Below are 24,192 nucleotides of genomic sequence, written 5' to 3' on the forward strand. Positions count from 1 at the left end.
CACCGCCTTCCTCTGCCCCAGCATTTTTCATTCCAGAAGCATCAAGCAGTAAGCAAACCCAGGCAAGGATAGCGATGAAGAGCAGCAAAATTGGATTGACCCCGCTGGCCGCCGCGCTGGCGCTGGCATTGGGCGGCGCGCACGACCATGCGTGGGCGGCGGCGATGGCCGACAAGGCTGACGCCATGCAGATGCCCGCCATCAGCGTGTTTGGCGACGCCATCAGCGCCGGCACGGCCGGCCGTTCGTATATCAACAGCGCCGATATCGAACGCCAGCAGGCCGACAACGTCGCGTCCTTGCTCGATACCTTGCCTGGCGTGGACCTGGCCGGCACGGCACGTCCCAGCGGCCAGAGTCTCAATATCTGGGGCTTCAATAAAGTCCAGGACGTGAAAGTCATCCTCGACGGCGTGCCCAAGGGCTTTGAAAAATACCGCCAGGGTTCCATCTTCATCGAGCCGGAACTGATCAAGCAGATCGAGGTGAACAAGGGCGCGCATACGAGCTTGTACGGCAATGGCGGCTTCGGCGGCGTCATCACGGTCGAGACCAAGGATGCGCAGGACTTGCTGGAAGGCGGCGAAAAAGTGGGCGCCATGGTGAAGTACTCGCGCCATTCGAACAATGCGGAAAACGACGCCACCGTGGCCGTCTACGGCCGCACGGAAGATGGCCGCTTCGATGCGATGGCCTTCACCACGCAGCGCAAGTCCGACGATTTGCGCAAACCCGATGGCAAGCCATTCCGCTTTTCCGCCATCGACGCGCCATCGAGCCTGGCCAAGCTGAATATCCGTTTGACGCCGGAACAGCTCCTGACCCTGACGGCGATGAAGAGCGGCAGCACGGGCTGGGGCCCGTTCGCCGCCATGGGCGAGGACGTGCCGACGCCAACCGAGGCGGAGATACGCAAGTACGGACTGGAAGAGGCGTGGCAGCGCAAGGCCGTATACCGCGACCAGGACGACGATACGTATTCCGTGAAGTGGCAGTACGCGCCGCAGGACAATCCATGGATCAAGCTGACGGCCAGCGCCGGCTATTCGCACACGGACCAGCATGACAAGCGCCTGCCGTCCGCTTCGCTGGGCTCCTACCTGGGATCCCTGGGCAACGAGAGCTGGGCCTCGTACGTGGACCGCATTGCGGAGGTGCGCAACGAAAGCGTGTTTACGACGGGTGCCATTTCGCACGTGCTGCTAACGGGCCTGCAATGGCACAAGAACGTGCGCGACACCCTGATGTACTACCCGTCGTCGACGGCGCTGAAGGATCCCAGCTACAACTACGGCTACTTCCAGCCCTACTACATGCCGGCCGGGCGCCAGGAAACCACGGGCCTGTATCTGCAGGATGCGATGACGTATGGCGACCTGACGGTGACGGCGGCGCTGCGCCACGACCGGGTCGTTTCCGAGGGCGTGCCGAACAAGGCGTCGCGCTACAACAGCCCGCTGGCGGCGGCTGGCCACGACTTCAGCGAAAAGGCGCACGAGGACTGGTCTCCCCGCCTGGGCCTGTTCTGGAAGGCGTCGGGCAGCGTGGCGCTGTTCGGCGACTTGAGCCGCACCTGGCGCGCGCCGACGATCGACGAGATGTATTCGAACGAATACTATGTGTCGTCCAGGCTCGGTTCATCGACACCGGGCACCAGCCGCGACCTGGCCGTCGAGCGGGTGACGGCCGTGCGCACGGGCGTCATGCTGCATCGGCAGAACGTATTCATGGAGCGCGACGACGTGCAGCTGCGCCTGACGGCGTACCGCAACAAGGTCAGCGACAATATCGGCCCGCGCCTGGGCATCCTGATCGAAGGCTATGTGCCGGGATCGGGCAAGGTGCCGCCAGCCCTGTCGTCCTACCGCAATCTGGCCGGTTTCCACACGCAGGGCGTGGAAGTCGAGTCCTACTACAACTCGCCGCGCCTGTTTGCCAGCGCTTCGTTGTCGAAGCAGCGCGGCACGCGCACCGGTTCCCAGCGCGACCCGTGGGGCCAGGACGAACCCGTGTCGACCATCGCCCCGGATAAATTGATGGCGGGCCTGGGCTGGCGCATGCCCGACCTCGGGGCCAGCATCGGCTGGCAGGGCCGCTTCGTGGCGAAGCAGGACCGCGTCCTGCCGGTGGGGACTGTCTACCGCCTGCCGCCATCGAAAGGCTATGCGCTGCACACCCTGTTCGCTTCGTGGCATGGCGGGCCGGGAGTGTGGCGCGGCACGGAAGTACGCTTGACGGTCGATAATGTCTTCAACCGCAACTACATGCCGTACCTGAGTGAAGCCGTGACGGGCGTGGGGCGCAATGCGAAACTGAGCGTGTCGAGAAAGTTCTAACGTAGAACGAGCGCCTTGACCGTTTCCCAGGCCGTGCTGCCCGACTGCGTGGCGCGCACCTGGTTGCGCCCCTCTTCCTTGGCCACGTACAGGGCGCGGTCGGCCGCGACGAACAGCACCTTGCGGTCGTCCAGCTGGTGCGGGTGGATGGTCGCCACGCCGATGCTGACGGTGATCCATGGCGAGGTGCCAGATCGAGGGTGCGGCAATTGCAGTGCCTCGATGTGCACGCGGATGGCTTCGGCCAGGTGCAGGGCGCTTTCGGCATCCGTGTCGGCGAACAGCAGGACGAATTCCTCGCCGCCGTAGCGGGCCGCCAGGTCGCCCGGGCGGGCGGCGTGCGAGGCGATGGCTTGCGCCACCTGCTGCAGGCAGCTGTCGCCGGCCGGGTGGCCCAGGCTGTCGTTGTACAGCTTGAAGTGGTCGACGTCGAGCACCACCAGCGACAGGGCGCCGCCGCCGCGCACGGCGCGCTGCCATTCCTTTTCCAGGAAGCTGTCGAAATGCCGGCGGTTGGCGATTTTTGTCAGCGGATCGAGGTAGGCGGCGCGCTGCAAGGCGTCTTCCGACTGCTTGTGGTGCGTGATGTCGTGCAGCAGGCCGATATACAAGGGTTGGCGCAGATACATGGGCGTCAGGGTCAGGTCCATGCACAGTGTCTCGCCGTTACGGTGGCGGATCGCCACTTCGCGCGTGCCGTGGTTGTGCGCCTTCTCGGGATTGGCCGCGTACATGGCGAAGTAATCGAGGTATTCCTGCGTCACCAGGGGGCTGAGCAGTTCGCCGATGGAGCGTCCGGCCAGTTCGTTTTCGCGGTAGCCCAGGTACTGGTCGCAAGCCGGGTTGGTGTACTGGATGCGGCCATCGGCTTCGATGATCAGCAAGCCCTCGGCCATGTTGTTGACGATGGTGCGCAGGCGCTCGGCCTGTTCCTGCTGGTTTTCATTGTTGCTGCGGATCTGCAGCTGGGCGCGTACGCGCGCGCACACTTCGGCCATGCGCAGCGGCTTGCTGATGTAGTCGACGGCGCCGCAGTCGAAGCCGGCCACCACGTCTTCCGTTTCCGTCTTGGCGCTCATGAAGATGACGGGAATGCGCTGCGTCAGCGGATGCTGCTTGAGGCGGCGGCACGTTTCGATGCCGTCCATCTCCGGCATCAGCACGTCGAGCAGGATCAGGTCCGGGTGGGCGCGCTGGGCGATCGCCAGCGCCCGTTCGCCGGACGTGGCGACATAGGTTTGATAACCCTGTTCGCTCATCAGCTTGCGCAGCAGCTCAAGGTTGGCCGGCGCATCATCGACAATCAAAATGGCGGCGTTGCGCCTCTGGGAATGCTCCACACTGCCTGGACTCATTGCTTCCGGCCTTCTCGATGTACTTTGCGATGCCAGCGTTTGCTGCACTTTAAGTGATGCTGACTGGGTTCAAATCGGATACAGCGGTCAAATCATACCGCTTTGCTAATTTTTTGGGTGGAAAAATCGATGGTGCACGAGGCGGTAAAATATTATTATTTTAATATTTTTATGAATAAATACACGAAGTTGCCATCGTGAAGGCGGTTTTTAGCGGAAAAGATGCGTGCCCCTTGGCGCTGGGGGCAGCAGTGATACGCCCCGCGGCAGCGGGGCGTGAAGAGGCGAGTTACATTTTTGCGGCGATCAGTTTGCCCAGGATGGCGATGCCTTCGCGGATGCGTTCCGGCGGCACCGTCACGAATGACAGGCGCAAGGTGTGCGTTTCCGGCGTGTTCGCGTAGAACGGCGCGCCCGGCACGAAGGCGACCTTGTTGGCGATGGCTTCATCGAGCAGTGTCATCGCGTCGATGTGCTTCGGCAGGGTGACCCAGATGAACATGCCGCCTTCCGGTCTGGTCCACGTAACGCCGGCCGGGAAGTGCTCTTCCAGCGCCGACAGCATGGCCTGGCACTGGTTGCCGTACAGGCTGCGGATGCTGGGGATATGCCGCTCCAGGAAGCCATCCTTGATCACTTCATGCACGACCATCTGCGTCAGCTGCGACGTGTGCAGGTCGGCCGCCTGCTTGGCCAGTTCCAGGCGGCGCACCAGCGGCATCGGCGCCACCACGTAGCCGAGGCGGATGCCCGGCGTGAGCACTTTCGAGAACGAACCCATGTAGATCACGCCGTCCGGATTCATGTTGATCATCTTCGGATACGGCTCGCCGCTGTAGCTCAGGGCGCCGTACGGATCATCCTCGATCAGCGGCAGGCCGTGGCGGGCGCAGGTTTCCACCAGCTCCACGCGGCGCGCCACGGACAGGCTGCGGCCCGTCGGGTTCTGGAAGTTCGGCAGCGCGTACAGCAGGCGCGCGCCATCGGCGACGGGGTTGATCGACGACGGCACCAGGCCTTCGTCATCGGTGTCGACGGAAACGAATTCGGGACGGTAGACGGAAAACGCCTGCAGGGCGCCCAGGTAGCTGGGGGTTTCCACCAGAACCTTGCTGCCTTCGTCGATCAGGACCTTGCCCAGCAAGTCCAGCGCCTGCTGCGAGCCGGACGTCATCAGCACCTGTTCCGGCATGATGGTGCTGCCGCTGCTGGAGAGCGAGTCGGCGATCCACTGGCGCAGCGGCAGGTAGCCGTCGGTCGGGCCGTATTGCAGGGCCACTTTGCCATTGTTCGACAGGACCTTGTCGAAGGCGGTCTTCATTTCTTCCACGGGGAAGGTGGCGGGCGAGGGCAGGCCGCCGGCAAACGAGATGATCTCGGGACGCTGCGTGATCTTCAGGATTTCGCGGATGAACGAGCTTTGCAGCTGTTCCGCGCGTTCGGCAAAGCGCCATTGGATCGGATTCGGATTTTCAATTTTCATACGAGTCTCACAGAAGATGCCGAGCTGCGCCGGCTGGATTTGTTGGCCCGCTTGTGGCGGTGCGTGCGCAAGCGGCGCCGGATAGGCGTCGCCATGGTGCTGCGGTATTGTACGGCTTGCACGCTGCTCTGCCCATCCGCACGCGCAACGGCGTTGCAAATGGGCGTCAAGGCACTTTACTTCAGCTTGCGTCCTATGCCTACGACGGCGATCACGGCGCCGGCAAACAGCAGGCTTTCACCCGTCAACGGCTCGTTCAGCAGCACGGCCGCGCCCACCAGGGTGAGGAAAGGCTGCAGCAGCTGCGTTTGTCCCACGCGCGCCACGCCGCCCAGCGCCATGCCCCGGTACCAGAAAAAGAAGCCGATAAACATGGAAAACACGGAAATGTAGGCAAAGCCCAGCCAGGCCGCGCCGCTGGCCTGCGCCATCAGCGCGCGCTGCGGCCAGGCGTTCCACAGTACCACGGGCAAGACAAAAGGCACGGCCAGCAGCAGGGCCCAGGAAATTACATGCTGGCCCGGCATCGCTTGCGCCAGGCGCCCCCCTTCGGCATAGCCGAGTGCAGCCAGCAGGACGGCGGCAAAGATCAGCCAGTCCGCCAGGTGGAAGCTGCCGCCGCCCTGGCGCAGCGCGAAGGCCACCACCAGCGCCGTGCCGAGCAGGGCCATCAGCCAGAAACCCGGCGATGGGCGTTCCTTGCCGCGCAGCACGGCAAACACGGCGGTGGCCAGCGGCAGGATGCCCACCAGCACGGCGCCATGCGAGGCGGGCAGGCTGCGCATGGCGATTGAGGTCAGCCAGGGAAAACCCAGCACGCAGCCCAGCGACACGAGCGCCAGCGGCAGCCACTGTTCGCGGCGCGGCATGGGCGCGCGCTGCTGCCATAGCCACAGGCCGGCCAGGGCGGCTGCCACCAGGGCGCGGCCCAGGGCGACAAAAGTGGGGTCGAGTTCGGCCACGGCCAGCCGCGTAAAGGGCAGGGTCAGGCTGAAGAGGGCGACGGCGATCAATCCCAGCAACAGGCCTGTGCGGTCGGCGCCGAGGCGCGGGAGGGAACTGGGGGAGGTGGTGGCGTGCGATGGCATGGCTGTCCTGGTGCGGGTGGCGTGGAATAAAGACGGGCAGATGTGGATGAATGCGCCCGGTACTGCTATCCTAGGGCTCAATAGCAATACAGTACAAATACACTTTCACGCATAATTTCACATACTGTCATGGTCATATGAGCAATACACTTCCCTTGTTGTCGCGCGCCTCGGGCGAAACCCTGATCGACCAGATCACGCGCTCGCTGGCGGCGCGCATCGACGACAAGCTGCTGCGCGGCGGCGCGCGCATGCCCTCGATCCGCCAGTGCGCCGCCAGCCTGGACGTGTCGTGCGCCACGGTGGTGGCCAGCTACGACAAGCTGGTGGCGCGCGGCTACCTGGAATCGCGGCGCGGCGCCGGCTTTTTCGTGCGCGAGCGCTCGCCCCTGAATACGCCGGCGCCGCCCGCTGGCGCGCAGGACGCGGTGGCGCAGCCGATGGACGTGGTCTGGCTGATCCGTAACATGTTCCGCCAGACGCCGGCCATCCCCGCGCCCGGCACCGGCATGCTGCCTGCCGAGTGGCTCGATGGCGACCTGGTGGCGCGCGCCTTGCGCGACGTCAGCCGCCAGCCTGGCAGTTTGCTGCTGGGCTACGGCACGCCGCAGGGTTTCCTGCCCCTGCGCCAGCAGTTGCAACTGAAGCTGGCGGGACTGGAAATCGCCTGTCCGCCCGAGCAGATCGTCACCACGGTGGGCGTGATGCAGGCGCTGGACCTGGTGGCGCGCGAGTTCGCCCGCCCCGGCGACACCATTTTCGTCGACGATCCCGCGTACTGGCTGATGTTCGGCGCCTTTGCCGCCATGGGCATGAACGTCATCGGCATCCCGCGCCTGGGTGACGGCCCCGATATCGCCGTGCTGGCCGAGCTGGCGGCGCTGCACCGCCCCAAGCTGTACGTGATCAACTCGGTGCTGCACAACCCCAGTTCGACGTCGCTGTCGGCGGCCAAGGCGTTCCAGGTGCTGCGCCTGGCCGAACAGCACGATTTCCTCATCGTCGAGGATGACATCTATTGCGACATGCACCCGGGCGCAGCCGGTCTGGTGCAGCCGGCCACGCGCCTGGCCGCGCTGGACCAGCTGCGCCGCGTGATTTACCTGGGCGGCTTTTCCAAGAGCCTGGCGGCGAACCTGCGCGTGGGCTTTATCGCCACGTCGCCGGAGCGGGCGCAGCGCCTGGCCGACCGCAAGATGCTGGCCACCTTGACCACCAGCGACATCGGCGAACGCGTCGTGTATAAGATCCTCTCGCAGGGGCTGTACCGCAAGCATGCGGAGCGCCTGCGCGCGCGGCTCGACAAGGTGCGTGAGGGCACGTATCGCCGCGCCGAGCGGGCCGGCCTGCGTTTCGATCCCGCACCGGCCGGCATGTTCGTGTGGGCCGATGCGGGCTGCGACACGAATGTCCTGGCCGAGAAGGCGCTGGCCGAGGGGCTGGTGCTGGCGCCGGGCAGCCTGTTTTCGCCGCGCCAGCTGCCATCGACCCGCATGCGCCTGAACCTGGCCACGGTGCAGGACCAGCGGGTCTGGACGTTTTTCGAGCGCGCGCTGGGGTAGGCGGGCCACGCTGCCTCATCCTGCGCGCGCGAGCGGCTCAGGCGCGGCGGCGCTTCCGGTGGCCCATGACCGCCAGCAGCGCCACGCCGGCCAGCAGCATGCCCGCTTGCGCGGGTTCCGGCACTTCGCGTACCCGCCACAGGGCATAGGTGCCGGTGCCGACGAATTTGGTGGTGGCGACGTAGGCGCCATTGTCGTCCGGATAGCGCGGGGCCGTATAGGTTAGCTCGAATTGGGAGCTGTAGCCCCAGGGATCGTGGAAATCCTTGAATTCGATACGCTGCTCAAACTCCGCGCTGTCAAAGTACGGTGTCGATCCGCCGCCGGCATAGAGGTCAATCATGGACATCACCTTGTACTGCCCGGAGTCGTAGCCACCGGAGCCAGTCATCAGGATATTGCTTGGGGGCAGCAGATACATGCTGGCGTAGCCGTTGGTATCCAGGGTCCAGTTGTGGCGGCGGTTGCCCATCGTGATCTCGCCGGAAAAGTAGACGGGGGCGCCAGTGCTTGAATTACTGGCGCCATGGATGTTGCCGGACTGGCTCTCTGTCAGCGTCGAGGTATCGAGCAGGAACTTCATCGTATACGCCTTGCCCACCAGTGATGATTCGCCGTAAGCGGTAAACAGGTGTAAGTCGTCCATGCCCTGGGCGACGATGCCGCTCACGCTGAACTCGATCACGGTCGCCTGGGCCATGGCGGGCAGCGCCAGCACGCCAGCCAGGATGCCGGTGCGCACGGCCAGCATCATGCCCCTGGGCTGACGCGCGGTGATGGATGTTGCGCCAGCGGCAGCAGCCGTAGCAGACATGCAGCGGGAGCGCGCCTTGTACAGCGGCATGCGAATACAAGCAGATATCTTTGATATGCGTTTCACGACCGTATCTCCTTTTTAATTAGTAGAAAATTAATATTAATGCCGGTCTCATCCTTATGACGCTCAATTGATCTGCCTGTTTTGTTGTCGTTTTTGCTATGGGTTAGGGGCATGGGCGCGCCTGCACATCGCGCCATCTGGGCGCTACACACCTCAGCTCGACTTTCACACTCCCACATTTACGCAAGGACGCCTTGAAATCGCTTGTACCATCCCCAACTCCGTAGCATCCGTCCCATCCACAAGACTATGAGGTAAAAATGGCTGTCTCCGAAAAGCAAACCCTGGGTTTTCAGACCGAAGTGAAGCAAATGCTGCACCTGATGATCCATTCCCTGTACTCGAACAAGGAAATCTTCCTGCGCGAATTGATCTCGAACGCGTCCGACGCGGCCGACAAATTGCGCTTTGAAGCGATCGATAACGACGCCCTGTACGGCAACGATCACGAATTGAAGATCAAGGTCAGCTTCGACAAGGATGCGCGCACCATCACCATTTCCGACAACGGCATCGGCATGACCCGTGACGAGGCGATCTCGCACCTGGGCACCATCGCCAAGTCGGGCACCAAGGAATTCTTCGGCAAGCTGTCGGGCGACCAGCAGCAGGACGCGGCCCTGATCGGCCAGTTCGGCGTGGGCTTCTATTCGGGCTTCATCGTCGCCGACAAGGTCACCGTCGAAACGCGCCGCGCCGGCGTGGACGCTTCCGAAGGCGTGCGCTGGGAATCGGCCGGCGAAGGCGATTACAGCATCGAATCGATCGACAAGCCGTCGCGCGGCACGGACATCATCCTGCACCTGCGCGAAGGCGAGGACGAATTGCTGTCGAGCTGGAAGATCAAGTCCATCATCCGCAAATACTCGGACCATATCTCGCTGCCGATCGTGATGCAGAAGGAAGAGTGGGACGACGAGAAAAAAGAAACCGTCCTGAAAGACGAATTCGAAACCGTCAACCAGGCCAGCGCCCTGTGGGCCCGCAACAAGGCCGACATCACGCCGGAACAGTACGACGAATTCTACAAGCACGTGTCGCACGACTTCCAGTCGCCGCTGACGCACACGCACAACCGCGTGGAAGGCCGCAGCGAATACACGCAGCTGCTGTACATTCCGGCCAAGGCGCCGTTCGACATGTGGGACCGCAACAAGCGCGGCGGCATCAAGCTGTACGTCAAGCGCGTCTTCATCATGGACGATGCCGAGCAGCTGATGCCGACCTACCTGCGCTTCGTGCGTGGGGTGATCGACTCGGCCGACCTGCCGCTGAACGTGTCGCGTGAAATCCTGCAGGAGTCGCGCGACGTCAAGGTGATCCGCGAAGGATCGACCAAGCGCGTGCTGGGCATGCTGGAAGAACTGGCGAACGCCGACGAGCAGGACAAGAAGGACAAGTACGCCGTCTTCTGGAAGGAATTCGGCCAGGTGCTGAAAGAAGGCATCGGCGAAGACGCGGCCAACAAGGAACGCCTGGCCAAGCTGCTGCGCTTTGCGTCGACGGCCAACGACAGCGACGAGCAAATCACCTCGTTCGCCGACTACGTGGCGCGCATGAAGGAAGGCCAGGACAAGATTTACTACGTCACGGCCGATAACTACGCTGCCGCCAAGAACAGCCCGCACCTGGAAATCTTCCGCAAGAAGGGCGTCGAAGTGCTGCTGCTGACGGACCGCGTCGATGAATGGATGCTGTCGTTTATCCAGGACTTCGAAGGCAAGGAACTGGTCTCCGTCGCAAAAGGCGGTCTGGACCTGGGCGCGCTGGAAGACGAAGCGGAAAAGAAAGAGCACGAAGAAACGGAAACCTCGTACGCCGACCTGGTGGGCAAGATGAAGACCGTGCTGGCCGACAAGGCCAAGGACGTGCGCGTGACGTTCCGCCTGACCGATTCGCCAGCCTGCCTGGTGGCCGATGAAAACGAATTGTCGGGCAACCTGCTGCGCATGCTCAAAGCTGCGGGCCAGAGCGCGCCGGAGTCGAAGCCGATTTTGGAAATCAACCCGAACCACCCGCTGGTGACGCGCCTGAAATACGAAGATGCCGAAGGCGGCAAGTTCGGCGACTGGGCCAACATCCTGTTCGACCAGGCCATGCTGGCCGAAGGTGGTTCGCTGGCCGACCCGGCCAGCTTCGTGAAACGCCTCAACGAATTGCTGCTCAATTCGGCGAAGTAAACGCCTGGCTGTCGACGTAAGCAAGCCGGCCCTTTCTGCGTGAAAGGGCCGGCTTTTTTTTATGCTACAGTGCGCGATTATTTTATTTTATGGAAAAAGCAATGGCGCATTGCCCGGCATGTGACAGTTCCAACGTTCAACGCCTCTCCATGGTGCATGCCTCCGGCATCTCCGGCACCTCTACCCATATGTCGGGCAGGATCGATGGTGATTTCATCCACGGCCATGCGCGTACGCGCAGCCAGACCTTGCTGTCACGCCAGGCCGCAGGGCCGACGATGCAGACCCACCAGAAGGCAGGGCTGATCGTATTGGGTGTGATCATTTTTATCATTGCCGCCGTCGTCTTTTACCAGGCCGGCGCGAATGGCCTGTTCTGGATCTTCGTGGCAGGGGGCGTCGCCTCCATCGCCTTGTCGCAAACGACCTTCGTCGCCAATTGGGACAAGGAGGCCGCCGCCTTGCAGGACAAGTATGCGCGTACCTTCATGTGCCATGCCTGCGGCCACCGCTTCATTCCTGTACTCAAGCAACCGTGAAAATTCGCCTGATGACCGGCCTGGGCGCGCATACGCTGGGCTGCCTGCTGTTTATCGCATTGAGCTGGCTGGGTTTTTACCTGTACACGCAGCTGTTTGGCAGCCTGGGCTCGCGCGGCGTGGCCGGCGGCCTGTCCCTGCTGCTGGTGTTTTACGTGTATGCGGGCACGAATCTGTTGCTGGCGCTGCTGCCGCCCGGCTGGTGGAAGCCTGCGCTGTGCGGTCTGCTGGGTGCGGCCGTGCTCGCGTACCTGCTGCCCCACCATCCGCTGCGGGCCATCTATTTCAGCGTGTTGTCGGGCGGCGTGAGCTGGCTGGCCGTGCTGGCCAGTGCGCGTTTAAGCGGATACCTGCGCGGCTGACAGGCCCGCGAGAAAGGCGGTGACGGCGACGGCCGCCGCTTCCGGCGCCGCCTGCAGCAGCATGTGCGGCGCGGCGATGTCGGCCAGTTGCGCGCCTGCTGCCTGCCGCAGTATCTGCACGGCGTTCGCGGGCGGCACCAGGCGGTCGTGGCGGGCGCGCAGATACAGCACGGGCAGGCTGCCGCGCGCGAAGCTGCGCGAGGCATCGGTTTCCAGCACGGCGCGCAGGCGCTGGCGCAGCACGCTGGGCGGCACTTGGGCCAGCGCCGCTGCCAGTTCATCCTGCAACTGCGGCGTGGAGCAGGGCGCCAGCAGCGCCTGGCGCAGAGCGAAGCCGGGCATGGCGCCAAAGGGCACAAGGCCGAGCAGGTGGCGCAGCGGCGCCAGCATCGGGCGCGGATTGCGCACAAACGAACAGCACAGGACCAGGGCGCGCATGCCCGGCGGCGGCTCGGCGCGCAGGGCGGCGCCCAGCGGGCCCGAAAACGATTCGGCCAGCACGACGAAGGGGCGGTCCCGCGGCAAGCGCTCGCGCACGAATGCTTCCAGCGCCGCGTAATCGAGTGGCGCGGCCGGATAGGCGATGGCTTGGGTGTCGATGGCGGCCTGTGCGCGCAAGGCGGCGTCAAAACGGTGGAATAGCCGTGCCGTGCCATCCATGCCGGGCAGAAGGACAAGCAGGGGCGAGGCGTGGGTTGGTATCGTCATTGCGGCCATCATAACAGCCACGCCGGCACACGCGCCGTCCGCCAGCCGCACCGCATGGGGACTGGCGCCATGCTAGAATCGCCGGCGCGCCATGCGTGGCCGGAATCGCGGTCAAATCACCGACAGACAGAATCATGTATATCATTTTATCGAATTACCGCACCCTGGGCGGCGCCTTGCTGGCAGCGGCATGCGTCCTTTCCCAGCCGGCCCGCGCCACGGCGGCACCCTCGGCGCCGGCCGGGAAAAGCCTGTCTTCCCTGTTGACAGGCGGCCCCTTGCCGCGCCTGAGTGAAGACCCGCAAGTGCGCGCGGCCCTGTTCGATTTCTTCGGTTACGCGCGCGGCAGCTACACGGAAGACGATGAACTGCTGCTGGCGCAGGCGCTTGAAGCGATCAGCGAAAAGCGCGACGCCACGCGCAGCGTGCTGGCCGATGGCCGCCAGTTGCTGGCCTCGATGAATGACCGCAAGCAGGGCCGCGAACGCGGCGCCATGCTGCTCGACAAGCGCGGCGCCATCATCGCCTTTGGCCTTGTCAACGGGCATTGCCGCCTGGAGGGGCAGCCGCTGGCGAAAGTCTGCAATCCCGATCCGAATGCGGTGCTGACGGTGTTCCACCGCAAGGGCATGCTGGTCGGGGATGCGGCGCCCTTGCTGGCCTGGGCCCGGCAATTGCCGCCCATGCTGGCGCTGATCGCGGGCGACAAGGAAGCGGGCGCCGACGGGCAGAAGATCGCCAGCGTCGAATATGTGCTGGCGCAGCCGGCCTTGCCGGGCTGGAACCGCGCCCAGCTGCCGCCCGCGTATCCGCCGGCGCTGCTGCCGCTGCTGCTCGATAAATCCACGGTGCTGACGTCGGCCGGCGCCGGCGTGTTTGCCTATCCGCTCACGCTGAAGGGCAAGAAACAGAACAATGTGCTGGACCATGCCGAAGGCCGCCCGCCGCGCGACCTGGAAGTGGCGCTGCGCAGCTATGCCAGCTTTGACACGGTGGTCGAGCGCTACCGCCAGCTGGCCAAAGGCGCCAGGCTGCAGCGCAATGAGCGCACGGCCTACCTCGATGGCGACATGGGGCAGGGCAGCTACCGCGTCTACATCCGCAACACGGGCGCCGATGGCGTGATGATCGACGTGGCGCTGTGGCAGCGCAAGCTGGTAGCCAGCCGCCAGGTCCGCTAGGTCAATACTGCGCGCGCGCTGTCGTAGCCCAGTTGCGCCAGTTGCGCGGCGATGGCGTCGTCGCGTGTTTTTTTGCCCGTGCGCAGGCGCACTTGCGTCAGCGACGCGGGCATATCCTGCAGCAGTGCGTCGACGTCGAGCATGGTCTCGGATGCCGACAGCTGGCGCAGTGCGGGCAGGGCGGCGAGGCCGGGCAGGCTGTCGAGCGTCTTGCAGGTGTGCAGGTTCAGGCGTTCGAGCACGGGATTGGCCCCCAGCGCGATCTGCCGCAGCTTGATCTGGTCTTCCACCCATAGCGCCTGCAGCAGCGGGAAGCGGCCGATGTCGCCCAGCGTTTCCAGGCCGCGCACGCGTATCACTTCAAGTTTCTTCAACAGCGGCGCCTCGATGTGGGCGAGCGATTCGCGGCCGCCCAGCTGCAACAGCAGCCTGTCCAGGCGGTCCATCGCCGAGATGAAATCCAGCGGCACCTTGTTCTTGATGCGGTACAGCGACAGCTCGTGCAGCGCCGGCAGGCTGGCCAGGGTGTCGATGTGCTGATGGTGGCCCTCGATGACCAGGCTGGCCAGGTGCGCGTAGTGGCGCAGGGGTGCCAGGTCGATATTGTTCCTGGCCGATTCGCCCAGGTTCAGGTATTCGAGGCCGCGCAAATTGTCCAGCTGCAGGATGTCGCCCTCCGCCAGCTGGTAGACGCCCAGGCTCAGGCGCTTCAGATGGCGCAGCTCGCCCAGCACTTCCAGATGGATGGCTTGCCAGTGGCAATCGATGGACAGGCTGGCCACATGCGGCAGCGCGCGCAGGATACGGGCATCGAACACCCTCGGGTCATAGCCGTAGATGCGGATGGTCAGCGCCGTGCCGCAGGTGGCGGCCAGGGCGTCGAGGTCGGCCAGCAGCGGCCCCGGCTCGGCCAGGGTATCGAACTGCACCAGCACCTGCTGACCGCTGGCGATGGCGGCGCGGATCGCCGCGGCGTCGATGCGCTCGGGGTTCTGGATGCGCTGCGGCTGTCTTGTTTGCGTCATTGTCATAGTCCTATCGGGTAGTCCACCTTCCTGGGGGGCGGGCAGCCTTCCGGCCCGGGGAACGTCTGCTTGCCCGTGTCGTCGTAGCGCTTGCCGCACTCCACGAGCACGCGCTTGCGGAAGGTGTAGATGCTGGCCACCTTGCCGTTCGGGTGGTAGCAGATATTGTCGCCGTCGCGGTCGGCCGAGCCATAGCTGATCATGGTCTGGCCATTCACCGTGCGCGTGCTGTGGCCGCTGCGCGGCTCCGTGCATTTGAGCTGGCCGCTTTCGTAATAGGCGTTGACGACGGAGGTGTCGGCGGCGCGGTCGACCAGCAGTTCGTCCTTGCGCTTGCCGTTCGGGTAGTTCGAATAGCCTTCCTGGCGCTGGCCGTACTGGAATGCATAGTAATACTGCGGCTTGCCGTCCGGGTAGTACATGTGGTGGTACTCGCATACGTCGTCGCGCGTGCTGCCGTACTCCTTGAAGGTGCAGCGGTGGATGTCGTTGAGCAGCTGGCCGTCCTCATAGTACTCGCGCAGGTGCGTGAGCAGGCGGCCCTGGTCGATGACAGCCAGGCGTTCCGGCTTGCCGTTCGGGTAGTAGCGCGCATCCAGGCCCTGCTTCTTGCCGTTGTCCCATAGGGTATCGAGGCGCAGGATCTTGCCGCTATCGTCGAACGCCTGTTCGCGCCCATCGAGCTGGCCGTTGCGGTAGGTAGCCGTGTAGACCACGTATTCCTTGCCGGCCGGGCCCAGATAGCGCGTGCGGCTGCCATCGAGCACGCCCGCCTGGTAATGGTCGCGCACGCGCAGCGCGCCTTGCGCATCCTTGTCGAGGGCCTCGCCCTGTTTTTTGCCTTGCACGAAAGTGACGCTTTGCGTGACCTTGTCCTTGAGCTTGAGCTTCCACGGCCCGTCGCGCAAGCCGTCGATAAAGCTGCCGTCGCCGTCTTCCGTGATCCACGCGCCATGGCGCGTGCCGTTCACGTAGTTGCCGCGCGTTTGCAGCTTGCCGCCCATGCTGCGTTCGTGCGGGCCGTTCAGCTGGCCGCCCGCGTAGGTGTCGAAGCCCGTCACTTCCTCTGCATCGGCATAGTTGACGACGGTCCAGCGGCCTTCGCGCTTGCCGGCCCGGTACATGCCACTCTCGCTCTGCCTGGGATAATTGAAGTACCACATGCCTTCTTGCAGGCCGTTGACGTAATGGCCCTTTTCGCTGCCTTCGTGCATGCCTTCGCGTACCCACAGTCCCTGGCGCTTGCCTTGCACGTACTCGCCCCGCTCGACCACCGAGCCGTCGTCCCAGGCCAGGCTGTAGATGACGGACGGGCCATCTGCGCTGCCCGTGAATTGCTTTGGCGCCGTTTCCCACGTCACTTGCCACAGGCGGTAGTTGGGCAGGATGCCCGCGCCCGCATCGCTGTACAGGGTGTAGCTGGCGGTGAGAAAACGCTCGCCTTTCTTCTGGAAGGTTTTCTTGTAGGTGATGGCGTCCTTGCCGCCGGCCGCCACGGGCTTGCCGTCATCGCTGTAGTAGCCGACGATGGAGCCTTGCGTATGGTCGATGGCGTCGAAGTCCGCATTGCCGCTCTTGCCGCGCGGGACGCTGTAGTCCATCGGCGCCAGCTTGGCCAGCGCGGCCTTGACCTGGCCCGCGTTGGGAGCACTGCTTTGCGCCACGATGCGGTTCAAGGCTGGCTGCAAGCCATCGAGGCGCCGGTATTTGCCGGAGCTGCGGTGATAGCGGTAGGCGCGCAAGCCGTTCTTGTCGCCCTGGCGCAGCAGTACCAGCATGGTTTGCACGCTGTCGTCCGTCTCCTGATCCAGCGACGCGTAGAAGACGGAACGGATGACGGCGTTGCCGAACTGGTCGAGCAAAATGGGTTTCGCGCTGCCGCTCTTGCACTCGCAGTAATAGCCGTTGACGCCTTCTTTTTCCTTGATGAAGGCGATATCGAGGCCGCTGTCCTGCGAGGCGCTGATGGCGGGATGGGCGAGGTTCTTGCCTTCATAAAAGGGCGCGCCGTGGGCGAGGGCGGAGCAGAGCAGCAAGGGCAGAAGCAGACGTTTCATCGTGGGGCTGGCGCCGGGGCGCCGCAATGGAAAGGCCACGATTCTGCCTGCGTTCTTACTTGTGGGCAAATACGCCCCTATCGTGCGCGCCCCGGTTCAAGGCTGGTGCGCGGCGCAAAAATCCAGCAGCAGCTGTTCGCCGTCCGGCCAGGGGCCGTAGCCGGCGTCGCCGTTGATATGGCCGGCGTCGCCGATCATGGTGAAATCGCTGCCCCAGGCGGCGGCAAACGCGCGTGCCCGCGCGAAGCTGACGTAGGGATCATCGCCGCTGGCCACCACCAGGCTGGGAAACGGCAAGGCTTGCGGCGGCATCGGCGCAAAGCCCGTCGTGCCGGACGGGTAGGAGGGCGCTTCCACATCGCTGGGGGCGACGAGGAAGGCGCCGGCGATCCTGTGCGGCGAGCCGCTGGCGGCCCAGTGGGCCACCAGCGTGCAAGCCAGGCTGTGCGCGGCCAGCACGGGCGGGCGCTCGCAGGCGGCGATGGCGCGATCGAGTTCCGCCACCCATTCGTCCTTGTCCGGCGTCTGCCATTCCCGATGCGGCACGCGCGACCATTGCGGGTGGCGCGCTTCCCAATGGGTTTGCCAGTGCTGCGGCCCGGAATTCCAAAGGCCGGCCAGGGTCAGGACGAGAGGCGACATCGATGCTCCTTAAAGTTCGGTACGCAAGGCGAACAACTCCGGGAACAATACCACGTCGAGCATCTTGCGCAAATAGCTCACGCCCGCCGTGCCGCCCGTGCCCGTCTTGAAGCCGATGATGCGCTCGACCGTCGTTACATGGCGGAAGCGCCAGAAGCGGAAGGCCGTTTCCAGGTCGACCAGCTTTTCGGCCAGTTCATACAGGGCCCAGTGTTTCGACGGGTCGCGGTAGACTTCCAGCCAGGCCGCCTTTACCGACGCGTCGGAGGCGGTCGGCAGGGTCCAGTCGGCGTTCAGCCGCTCGGCGGAGATGGGCAAGCCGCTGCGCGCCAGCAGCTTGATCGACTCATCGTAGACGGATGGCGCGCGCAGGGCGGCGTCGAGCACTTTGTAGTTTTCCGGCGCCGTCGTATGCACGTTGAGCAGGGCGGCGTTCTTGTTCCCCAGGATGAATTCGATTTCGCGGTACTGGAAGGACTGGAAGCCGGACGAGGCGCCCAGGTAGGGGCGGATGGCCGTGTATTCGGGCGGCGTCATGGTGGCCAGTACGTCCCAGGCATGCACCAGCTGGTCCATGATGCGCGCCACGCGGGCCAGCATTTTGAAGGCGGGCGCCAGGTCGCCGCTTTGCAGGTTGGCGCGCACGGCGTGCATCTCGTGCAGCATCAGCTTCATCCACAATTCGCTCGTCTGGTGCTGCACGATGAACAGCATCTCGTTGTGGTTCGGCGACAGCGGATGCTGGGCCGTGAGGATGCGGTCCAGCGCCAGGTAGTTGCCGTAGCTCATAGATTCGCTGAAATCCATCTGCGCGCCATGCCACTGCGCATCCTGGCCGCCGGCATGCATGGGGCAGCCGCTGGTGTTTTCCTTGTTCATATTCTTGTCGTCGCTCATGGGATGGCTCAGGTGACCGCATCGCGCTTGGCGGCGATGTCGTAGGCTAGTGTGTCGAGGATGTCGCGCAGGATTTCCACGGCATCCCACACGTCGGCAAAGCCCGTGTACAGGGGCGTGAAGCCAAAGCGCATGATGGCCGGTTCGCGGTAGTCGCCGATCACGCCGCGCGCGATCAGCGCCTGCATCACGGCATAGCCGTGCGGGTGCGTGAAGCTGACCTGGCTGCCGCGCCGCGCATGCTCGCGCGGGGTGACGAGGCCCAGCGGATGGCTGGCGCAGCGCTGTTCCACCAGCGCGATGAACAGGTCCGTCAGGGCCAGCGACTTGCGGCGGATGGCTTCCATGCTCGTTTGCGCAAAGATATCGAGGCCGCATTCGACGAGGGCCAGCGAGAGTATCGGCTGCGTGCCGCACAGGGCGCGGGCGATGCCGTCGGCGGGCGCGAAGCCCGGCTCCATGGCGAACGGCGTGGCGTGGCCCCACCAGCCGGACAAAGGCTGGCGGAAGCGCGCCTGGTGTTTTTCCGGCACCCAGATGAAGGCGGGCGAGCCGGGACCGCCATTCAGGTATTTATAGGTGCAGCCGACGGCCAGGTCGGCGCCGGCGCCGTTCAGGTCCAGCGGCACGGCGCCGGCCGAATGGGCCAGGTCCCACAGCGCCAGCGCGCCCTGCGCGTGGCAATGGCTGCTGATGGCGGCCATGTCGTGCTGGTAGCCCGTACGGTAATTGACGTGCGTGAGCATGGCGACGGCGCAATCGGCATCGATGGCTTGCGCCAGTTCGTCGGGGCTGTCGACCAGGCGCAGCTGGTAGCCGCGGTCGAGCCAGGCGGCCAGGCCTTGCGCCATGTACAGGTCGGTGGGGAAATTGCTGCGTTCGCTGACGATGATTCTGCGCGCGGCATGGGCGGGATCGCCGGCTTGCATCTGCAGGGCGGCGGCCAGGGCCTTGAACAGGTTGACGGAGGTGGTGTCGGTGATCACCACTTCGCCCGTGCCGGCGCCCAGCAGCGGAGCCAGGCGATCGCCCAGGCGTTTGGGCAGGTCGAACCAGCCGGCCGTATTCCAGCTGCGGATCAGGTCCGTGCCCCATTCTGCCGTGATGACGTGCTGGGCGCGGGCTAGCGCCGCCTTCGGCCGCGCACCCAGGGAATTGCCGTCGAGGTAAATCACGCCCTGCGGCAAATCGAATTGCTGGCGCAGGGGCGCGAGGGGATCATCGAGATCGCGCGCGCTGCAGTCTTGTCGAGAAATCATGGTGGCTTTCATATTGATACTTGTCTGGATGGCATGATATTGCTTGAGGCTTAAAGTATCACGCGGAAGTGGCAGTGTAGCAAATCCTCGCCGCGCAGCGCGGTTCCCGGCATGGAAAGACGGTGAAAAATGCCCGCTTGTGGGGCGTCAACGAAAGAAATCACGATTTTTAAAAATATTTTCAAAAAACCCTAAAGTTCTGCGATTCGCCGCCGACAACAGATACATGAACGCCGGTAATCGGTCAGGGCAGCGCTGGAAATATTTTAAATATTTTTAAAAAAAGCCCTAAAGTTCCTGCCAAGGCGGCCGTTATCTCAGTAGAGAGGCTTGATTCTTATCAAGTTGTTGTAAAAAAGTGATATTTTTTACAGGCCAAAAGCCGGGCAAATCCGGCACAGGGCCAACCTCCCACATCCGCGCCGTTACTGGCGTGCGACCATGATCGAGCAGTGTTTGTCAGACAAACACCTACGATCCCATCCTCTATTCCCCGACCAAAAATACAGCGCTACGCCTCTGTTGCGTTTAATGTTGCTCCTGCAGAATGTATCTCACTGGCAACACACAACGCCAGCTGAATTCAACGGATTGAGGAGATGGAAATGACTGCTAACGACATGATGGCTGAGATTCGCGACGCTAACCTGAGCTACCTGATGCTGGCCCAGCAAATGATTCGCGCGGACAAAGTAACGGCCATCTTCCGTTTGGGCATTGCCGCCGAAATCGCCGAACTGATCGAAGGCATGAGCAATGCGCAGATCCTGAAGCTGGCTGGCGGCAACATGATGCTGGCCCGTTTCCGCTTCGACGACAGCGCCATCCTGGGCATGTTGACGAATTACAATAAAGACCGCTCGCTGGCCCAGTCGCATGCCGCCATCCTGATGGCCGGCCAGGGCGTCGAAGAAATCGCCTAAGGTTCCCATCAAAACGTCCATGGCGGTGTTGCATTGCCTCGCCGTACATTCGTACTGTCGTCGGCAACGCGCCTTGCCCTGAATATTTTTCTGGCAAGCTTGTTAGGCAGTATCAGTCAGTATCAGTCAGTAGTGGAGTGCACAGCATGGCCAAAAAAAGTGTCGTATCGGAAGCGCAGGAAATCCAGCTGGCCATCGAATTGATACAGCTGGGCGCCCGTTTGCAACTGCTGGAGACGGAAGTCTCGCTGTCGCGCGAACGCCTGCTGAATCTGTACAAGGAATTGAAGGGCGTCTCGCCGCCCAAGGGCATGCTGCCATTTTCCACAGACTGGTTCATTACCTGGCAACCGAATATCCATTCCTCGCTGTTCATCAATATCCATAAATTCCTCGTCGACCACGCCGGCGCCACGGGCATCGAAGCCGTGATGAAGGCCTATAAACTGTATCTGGAACAAATGCCGCCCGAAGCGGGCGAAGAGCCGCTGCTGTCGCTGACGCGGGCCTGGACCCTGGTGCGCTTTTTCAGCAGCAAGATGCTGGACATGGCGCCCTGCGGCAAGTGCGGCGGCAAGTTTGTCGTCAACTGCCTCGACCTGAACGCCGATTATGTGTGCGGCCTGTGCCACATGCCTTCGCGTGCCGGCAAGACCAAGAAAGCGCGCGATGAAGCGGCTGCTGCCGTGCCGGGCGTGGTTGCCTGAGCCGTACATATATATAAGACAGAGTGCAAGCCGGAGCCGGTCGCCTGACCGCACTCCGGCTTTTTCATGCCGCTTTCGCTTACACTGGCGTTTTCCTCCTTTGGCTATTCCATGCTGCAACAGATCCTGCGCGCGCCCGCGCCCAAGGCCATCCTGATCCAGGTGCTGGCCTTTCCCTTGATGTTGCTATTGGTATATGGTTTGGCGCGCGCGGGCGTGGCCATGTCGCTGCCGGCCGTGGCGCTGGTGCAGGGCGTGCTGGCGGCTGTCATCACGTGGCGCGCGGGACTGGCGCGCTGGTGGTGCGCCATCGGCCTGCTGTTTGCGCCCGCCTTGCTGGCGGCCAGCTGGCTCGATTTGCCCCCGGCCGTGTTCCTGGTCGCCTTTGTTTTCCTGCTGAGTTTGTACTGGTCCACGTTCCGCACGCAAGTGCCGTTTTACCCGTCGGGGCCGAAGGTATGGCAGGCGGTGGCGGAGCTGATCGCGGACCGTCCCGGCGTGCGGCTGATCGATATCGGCAGCGGCCTGGGCGGCCTGGTGCTCGACCTGGCGCGGCGCCGCCCCGACGGGCAGTTTTCCGGCATCGAGCTGGCGCCGCTGCCGTGGCTGGCAAGCCGCTTGCGCGCATGGCTGGCGAGCAGCCGCGCGCGCTTCCTGCGCGGCGACTACGAAGCGCTCGATTTCGGCCGCTACGACGCCGTGTTTGCCTACCTGTCGCCGGCGGCGATGGCGGCCCTGTGGAGCAAGGCGGAAAGGGAAATGTTGCCCGGTAGCATGCTTCTTAGTTACGAATTCCAGATTGCGGCACGCGAGCCCGATAAGACCATCGCCGCCACAGAGGGTGGCCCTTTACTTTACATATGGTGCTTTTAAGCAATTGTCTGCGTTATTTGCTTGCCCGTGGGGCAATCTCACGTTATTGTAGTTCCACACGGCATTTTCTCGGAATTGCATTGAAAAGCAGCGCATTTCAATTAACTTCCGGTTGCTTTTTTTTGCCGCTGTCTCCGCCGGCGGCGCAGCCGCCAGAAGACAGGAACAGGTTTGAACATGCCGGGCACACAGCCCCGGCCATTATTGGGAGTCAGGGCACTTGTTAGTCATAATCGGATACATCATCGTCTGCGCCTCGGTCTTTGGCGGCTTCGCAATGGCCGGCGGCCATCTGGCGGCGCTGTTCCAGCCGCTGGAGTTGCTGATGATCGGCGGCGCCGCCCTGGGCGCCTTCCTTGTTGGTAACAATAACAAGGCCATCAAGGCAACGATCGCCGCCTTGCCCAGCCTGTTCAAGGGTTCGCGCTATACCAAAGAGCTGTACATGGAACTGATGTCGCTGCTGTTTGAAGTGCTCAGCAAGGTGCGCAAGGAAGGCTTGATGTCGATCGAAGGCGATATCGACAAGCCCGAAGAAAGCCCGCTGTTTTCCAAGTATCCGGCCGTGCTGGCCGACCACCATATCATCGAATTCATGACCGATTACCTGCGCCTGATGGTATCGGGCAATATGGATGCGTTCCAGATCGAAAATCTGATGGACAACGAAATCGAGACGCACCATCACGAAGGCGCCGTGCCGGCCCACGTGATCGCCAAGGTGGGCGACGGCTTGCCCGCTTTCGGTATCGTCGCCGCCGTGATGGGCGTGGTGCACACGATGGAATCGGTGGGCATCCCGCCAGCCGAGCTGGGCATGCTGATCGCGCACGCGCTGGTCGGCACCTTCCTCGGCATCTTGCTGGCCTATGGCTTCGTCGGCCCGCTGGCCAGCCTGCTGGAGCAGAAGCTGGAAGAGTCGAGCAAGATGTTCCAGTGCGTGAAAGTGACCCTGCTGGCCAGCCTGAACGGCTATGCGCCGGCGCTGGCCGTGGAGTTCGGCCGCAAGGTGCTGTTCTCGACCGAGCGCCCGACGTTCAATGAGCTGGAAGACCACATCAAGAAATCGAAAACGAAGTAAGCAGTGAATATACGCCTGGACACCATGAGTCATTTGCAGCACACGGAAGGGGGACGCCATGGCCGATGAAGGCATGCGCCCGATTATCGTCAAGCGTATCAAGAAGACGGCTGGCGGACACCATGGCGGGGCGTGGAAAATCGCCTACGCCGACTTTGTCACGGCCATGATGGCCTTCTTCCTGCTGATGTGGCTGCTGGGCTCCACCTCGAAGGGCGACTTGAACGGCATTTCCGAATTCTTCAAGACGCCCTTGAAAGTGGCGATGGCGGGCGGCTCCGGCAGCGGCGAAAGCAATTCCGTCATCCAGGGCGGCGGCCAGGACCTGTCGCGCCAGGATGGACAAGTGCGCAAGGCGCAGGAAGAGCAGCAGCGCAAATCGTTCGACCTCAATTCCGCCAAGGCCGCGCTCGAACGCGAGGAGGGCAAGCGCCTGCAGGCGCTCAAGGCGCGCATCGAAGCGACCATCGACGCCAATCCCCTGCTGAAAAAATACAAGAACCAGCTGCTGCTCGATATCACCAGCGAAGGCTTGCGCATCCAGATCGTCGACGAGCAGAACCGTCCGATGTTTGCGCTCGCCAATGCGAATCTGCAACCGTACACCAAGGAAATCCTGCACGCCATCGGCTTCGTGCTCAATGAAGTGCCGAACCGCATCGGCCTGTCCGGCCATACGGATTCGACGCCCTACATGAGCGATGCCGGCTACAGCAACTGGGAATTGTCGGCCGACCGCGCGAATGCGTCGCGGCGCGAACTGGTGATTGGCGGCATGAAGGAAGAGAAAGTATTGCGCGTGGTGGGACTGGGCTCGGCCGCCCACCTGGACAAGCTCGACCCCTTCAATCCGATCAACCGGCGCATCAGCATCATCGTCATGAACAAACGCACGGAAGAAAATGTCCTGCGCGATGGCTCGGCGATCGAGCTGCCGGTGACCGATGCCGCTTCCGCCGCTGTCGCTTCCGGGCTGGCGGCCGGTGCGCCCCCCGCGGCGGCACCAGCCCCCAGCCCGGTAGCGGCGAAAAAATAACACGCAAGGCTGTCGACG

The 24,192-nt window shown here is 63.3% G+C and carries 21 protein-coding genes; 11 read left to right on the forward strand and 10 right to left on the reverse strand.

What is annotated here, in order from left to right; translation table 11 throughout:
• The first annotated feature begins 74 nt into the window (after nt 1-74).
• A complete protein-coding gene (locus tag BLT98_RS17860) occupies nt 75-2,336 on the forward strand; it encodes a TonB-dependent hemoglobin/transferrin/lactoferrin family receptor (RefSeq protein WP_092610083.1) in 2,262 nt (753 codons plus the stop codon).
• On the opposite strand, the gene BLT98_RS17865 is transcribed toward BLT98_RS17860, so the two are convergent.
• The 3 genes from BLT98_RS17865 to BLT98_RS17875 form a co-directional block, all read right to left on the reverse strand.
• On the reverse strand, nt 2,333-3,691 hold the full coding sequence (locus tag BLT98_RS17865; protein ID WP_092610086.1) for a diguanylate cyclase domain-containing protein: 1,359 nt from the start codon (nt 3,689-3,691) through the stop codon (nt 2,333-2,335). The two genes, BLT98_RS17860 and BLT98_RS17865, sit on opposite strands and share 4 nt — an antisense overlap.
• Nucleotides 3,692-3,980: 289 nt before the next feature.
• Nucleotides 3,981-5,174, reverse strand: coding sequence for an aminotransferase-like domain-containing protein (locus tag BLT98_RS17870; protein WP_092610089.1), 1,194 nt, complete (start codon nt 5,172-5,174; stop codon nt 3,981-3,983).
• Between the two features lie 176 nt (nt 5,175-5,350).
• Nucleotides 5,351-6,262 (reverse strand): DMT family transporter, encoded by a 912-nt coding sequence (locus BLT98_RS17875; RefSeq protein WP_034777990.1) that lies wholly within the window; start codon nt 6,260-6,262, stop codon nt 5,351-5,353.
• A 137-nt stretch (nt 6,263-6,399) separates the two neighbouring features.
• Between BLT98_RS17875 and BLT98_RS17880 the strand changes: the two genes are divergently transcribed.
• Nucleotides 6,400-7,824 carry an aminotransferase-like domain-containing protein gene (locus BLT98_RS17880; RefSeq protein ID WP_244517551.1) on the forward strand — a complete coding sequence of 475 codons (1,425 nt, stop codon included), beginning with the start codon at nt 6,400-6,402 and terminating at the stop codon, nt 7,822-7,824.
• Nucleotides 7,825-7,861: 37 nt separating this feature from the next.
• On the opposite strand, the gene BLT98_RS17885 is transcribed toward BLT98_RS17880, so the two are convergent.
• Nucleotides 7,862-8,638, reverse strand: a complete 777-nt coding sequence (locus tag BLT98_RS17885; protein WP_170846420.1) for a PEP-CTERM sorting domain-containing protein — start codon at nt 8,636-8,638, stop codon at nt 7,862-7,864.
• 326 nt (nt 8,639-8,964) lie between these two features.
• Between BLT98_RS17885 and htpG the strand changes: the two genes are divergently transcribed.
• The 3 genes from htpG to BLT98_RS17900 all read left to right on the forward strand — a co-directional run bounded on the left by htpG (nt 8,965) and on the right by BLT98_RS17900 (nt 11,785).
• Nucleotides 8,965-10,884 (forward strand): molecular chaperone HtpG, encoded by a 1,920-nt coding sequence (gene htpG / locus BLT98_RS17890; protein WP_092610098.1) that lies wholly within the window; start codon nt 8,965-8,967, stop codon nt 10,882-10,884.
• 149 nt (nt 10,885-11,033) lie between these two features.
• The gene (locus BLT98_RS17895; protein ID WP_092610101.1) at nt 11,034-11,423 is read left to right on the forward strand and encodes a hypothetical protein; all 390 of its coding nucleotides are present in this window, start codon (nt 11,034-11,036) and stop codon (nt 11,421-11,423) included.
• Nucleotides 11,420-11,785 carry a hypothetical protein gene (locus BLT98_RS17900; protein ID WP_139179308.1) on the forward strand — a complete coding sequence of 122 codons (366 nt, stop codon included), beginning with the start codon at nt 11,420-11,422 and terminating at the stop codon, nt 11,783-11,785. Before BLT98_RS17895 ends, BLT98_RS17900 begins: the two co-directional genes overlap by 4 nt.
• Here BLT98_RS17900 and BLT98_RS17905 read toward each other — a convergent pair.
• On the reverse strand, nt 11,762-12,493 hold the full coding sequence (locus BLT98_RS17905) for an alpha/beta fold hydrolase (RefSeq protein WP_092610107.1): 732 nt from the start codon (nt 12,491-12,493) through the stop codon (nt 11,762-11,764). The genes BLT98_RS17900 and BLT98_RS17905 overlap by 24 nt on opposite strands.
• Before the next feature lie 134 nt (nt 12,494-12,627).
• On the opposite strand from BLT98_RS17905, the gene BLT98_RS17910 reads away from it, so the two are divergent.
• Entirely contained in the window at nt 12,628-13,674 is a 1,047-nt protein-coding gene (locus BLT98_RS17910) for a hypothetical protein (RefSeq protein ID WP_092610111.1), read from the forward strand.
• Here BLT98_RS17910 and BLT98_RS17915 read toward each other — a convergent pair.
• From BLT98_RS17915 to kynU, 5 genes are all read right to left on the reverse strand, one after another.
• Nucleotides 13,671-14,699: a leucine-rich repeat domain-containing protein gene (locus tag BLT98_RS17915; protein ID WP_092610114.1), complete on the reverse strand. Its 1,029-nt coding sequence runs from the start codon at nt 14,697-14,699 to the stop codon at nt 13,671-13,673. The two genes, BLT98_RS17910 and BLT98_RS17915, sit on opposite strands and share 4 nt — an antisense overlap.
• Before the next feature lie 2 nt (nt 14,700-14,701).
• Entirely contained in the window at nt 14,702-16,756 is a 2,055-nt protein-coding gene (locus BLT98_RS17920; RefSeq protein ID WP_139179310.1) for a toxin-antitoxin system YwqK family antitoxin, read from the reverse strand.
• A 96-nt stretch (nt 16,757-16,852) separates the two neighbouring features.
• Nucleotides 16,853-17,398 (reverse strand): RBBP9/YdeN family alpha/beta hydrolase, encoded by a 546-nt coding sequence (locus BLT98_RS17925; RefSeq protein ID WP_092610120.1) that lies wholly within the window; start codon nt 17,396-17,398, stop codon nt 16,853-16,855.
• A gap of 9 nt (nt 17,399-17,407) precedes the next feature.
• Nucleotides 17,408-18,277, reverse strand: a complete 870-nt coding sequence (gene kynA / locus BLT98_RS17930) for a tryptophan 2,3-dioxygenase (RefSeq protein WP_052139863.1) — start codon at nt 18,275-18,277, stop codon at nt 17,408-17,410.
• Between the two features lie 26 nt (nt 18,278-18,303).
• A complete protein-coding gene (gene kynU, locus BLT98_RS17935; RefSeq protein WP_092610123.1) occupies nt 18,304-19,554 on the reverse strand; it encodes a kynureninase in 1,251 nt (416 codons plus the stop codon).
• 605 nt (nt 19,555-20,159) lie between these two features.
• Here kynU and flhD point away from each other — a divergent pair.
• From flhD to motB, 5 genes are all read left to right on the forward strand, one after another.
• Nucleotides 20,160-20,477, forward strand: coding sequence for a flagellar transcriptional regulator FlhD (gene flhD / locus BLT98_RS17940; protein WP_034758381.1), 318 nt, complete (start codon nt 20,160-20,162; stop codon nt 20,475-20,477).
• 146 nt (nt 20,478-20,623) lie between these two features.
• The gene (gene flhC, locus BLT98_RS17945; protein ID WP_034778011.1) at nt 20,624-21,184 is read left to right on the forward strand and encodes a flagellar transcriptional regulator FlhC; all 561 of its coding nucleotides are present in this window, start codon (nt 20,624-20,626) and stop codon (nt 21,182-21,184) included.
• A 66-nt stretch (nt 21,185-21,250) separates the two neighbouring features.
• Complete coding sequence (locus BLT98_RS17950; protein WP_244517553.1) at nt 21,251-22,057, forward strand: SAM-dependent methyltransferase; 807 nt, start codon at nt 21,251-21,253, stop codon at nt 22,055-22,057.
• Nucleotides 22,058-22,277: 220 nt separating this feature from the next.
• Nucleotides 22,278-23,138: a flagellar motor stator protein MotA gene (gene motA / locus BLT98_RS17955; RefSeq protein ID WP_034778015.1), complete on the forward strand. Its 861-nt coding sequence runs from the start codon at nt 22,278-22,280 to the stop codon at nt 23,136-23,138.
• A 58-nt stretch (nt 23,139-23,196) separates the two neighbouring features.
• Nucleotides 23,197-24,174 (forward strand): flagellar motor protein MotB, encoded by a 978-nt coding sequence (motB, locus tag BLT98_RS17960; RefSeq protein ID WP_034778017.1) that lies wholly within the window; start codon nt 23,197-23,199, stop codon nt 24,172-24,174.
• Nucleotides 24,175-24,192: the final 18 nt, after the last annotated feature.

Source organism: Janthinobacterium sp. YR213 (assembly GCF_900099875.1).
In the GTDB taxonomy this organism is placed as follows: domain Bacteria; phylum Pseudomonadota; class Gammaproteobacteria; order Burkholderiales; family Burkholderiaceae_D; genus Janthinobacterium; species Janthinobacterium lividum.

Excerpts from the sequence above, each read along its gene's own strand:
- kynU (WP_092610123.1), bottom strand. The coding sequence starts at position 19,554 with ATGATTTCTCGACAAGACTGCAGCGCGCGCGATCTCGATGATCCCCTC.
- BLT98_RS17895 (WP_092610101.1), top strand. The coding sequence starts at position 11,034 with ATGGTGCATGCCTCCGGCATCTCCGGCACCTCTACCCATATGTCGGGC.
- BLT98_RS17950 (WP_244517553.1), top strand. The coding sequence starts at position 21,251 with ATGCCGCTTTCGCTTACACTGGCGTTTTCCTCCTTTGGCTATTCCATG.
- motB (WP_034778017.1), top strand. The coding sequence starts at position 23,197 with ATGGCCGATGAAGGCATGCGCCCGATTATCGTCAAGCGTATCAAGAAG.
- BLT98_RS17865 (WP_092610086.1), bottom strand. The coding sequence starts at position 3,691 with ATGAGTCCAGGCAGTGTGGAGCATTCCCAGAGGCGCAACGCCGCCATT.
- BLT98_RS17925 (WP_092610120.1), bottom strand. The coding sequence starts at position 17,398 with ATGTCGCCTCTCGTCCTGACCCTGGCCGGCCTTTGGAATTCCGGGCCG.
- BLT98_RS17910 (WP_092610111.1), top strand. The coding sequence starts at position 12,628 with ATGTATATCATTTTATCGAATTACCGCACCCTGGGCGGCGCCTTGCTG.
- kynA (WP_052139863.1), bottom strand. The coding sequence starts at position 18,277 with ATGAACAAGGAAAACACCAGCGGCTGCCCCATGCATGCCGGCGGCCAG.
- BLT98_RS17905 (WP_092610107.1), bottom strand. The coding sequence starts at position 12,493 with ATGACGATACCAACCCACGCCTCGCCCCTGCTTGTCCTTCTGCCCGGC.
- BLT98_RS17875 (WP_034777990.1), bottom strand. The coding sequence starts at position 6,262 with ATGCCATCGCACGCCACCACCTCCCCCAGTTCCCTCCCGCGCCTCGGC.
- BLT98_RS17870 (WP_092610089.1), bottom strand. The coding sequence starts at position 5,174 with ATGAAAATTGAAAATCCGAATCCGATCCAATGGCGCTTTGCCGAACGC.
- BLT98_RS17880 (WP_244517551.1), top strand. The coding sequence starts at position 6,400 with ATGAGCAATACACTTCCCTTGTTGTCGCGCGCCTCGGGCGAAACCCTG.
- htpG (WP_092610098.1), top strand. The coding sequence starts at position 8,965 with ATGGCTGTCTCCGAAAAGCAAACCCTGGGTTTTCAGACCGAAGTGAAG.
- BLT98_RS17860 (WP_092610083.1), top strand. The coding sequence starts at position 75 with ATGAAGAGCAGCAAAATTGGATTGACCCCGCTGGCCGCCGCGCTGGCG.
- flhC (WP_034778011.1), top strand. The coding sequence starts at position 20,624 with ATGGCCAAAAAAAGTGTCGTATCGGAAGCGCAGGAAATCCAGCTGGCC.
- BLT98_RS17915 (WP_092610114.1), bottom strand. The coding sequence starts at position 14,699 with ATGACGCAAACAAGACAGCCGCAGCGCATCCAGAACCCCGAGCGCATC.
- BLT98_RS17885 (WP_170846420.1), bottom strand. The coding sequence starts at position 8,638 with ATGTCTGCTACGGCTGCTGCCGCTGGCGCAACATCCATCACCGCGCGT.
- flhD (WP_034758381.1), top strand. The coding sequence starts at position 20,160 with ATGACTGCTAACGACATGATGGCTGAGATTCGCGACGCTAACCTGAGC.
- BLT98_RS17920 (WP_139179310.1), bottom strand. The coding sequence starts at position 16,756 with ATGAAACGTCTGCTTCTGCCCTTGCTGCTCTGCTCCGCCCTCGCCCAC.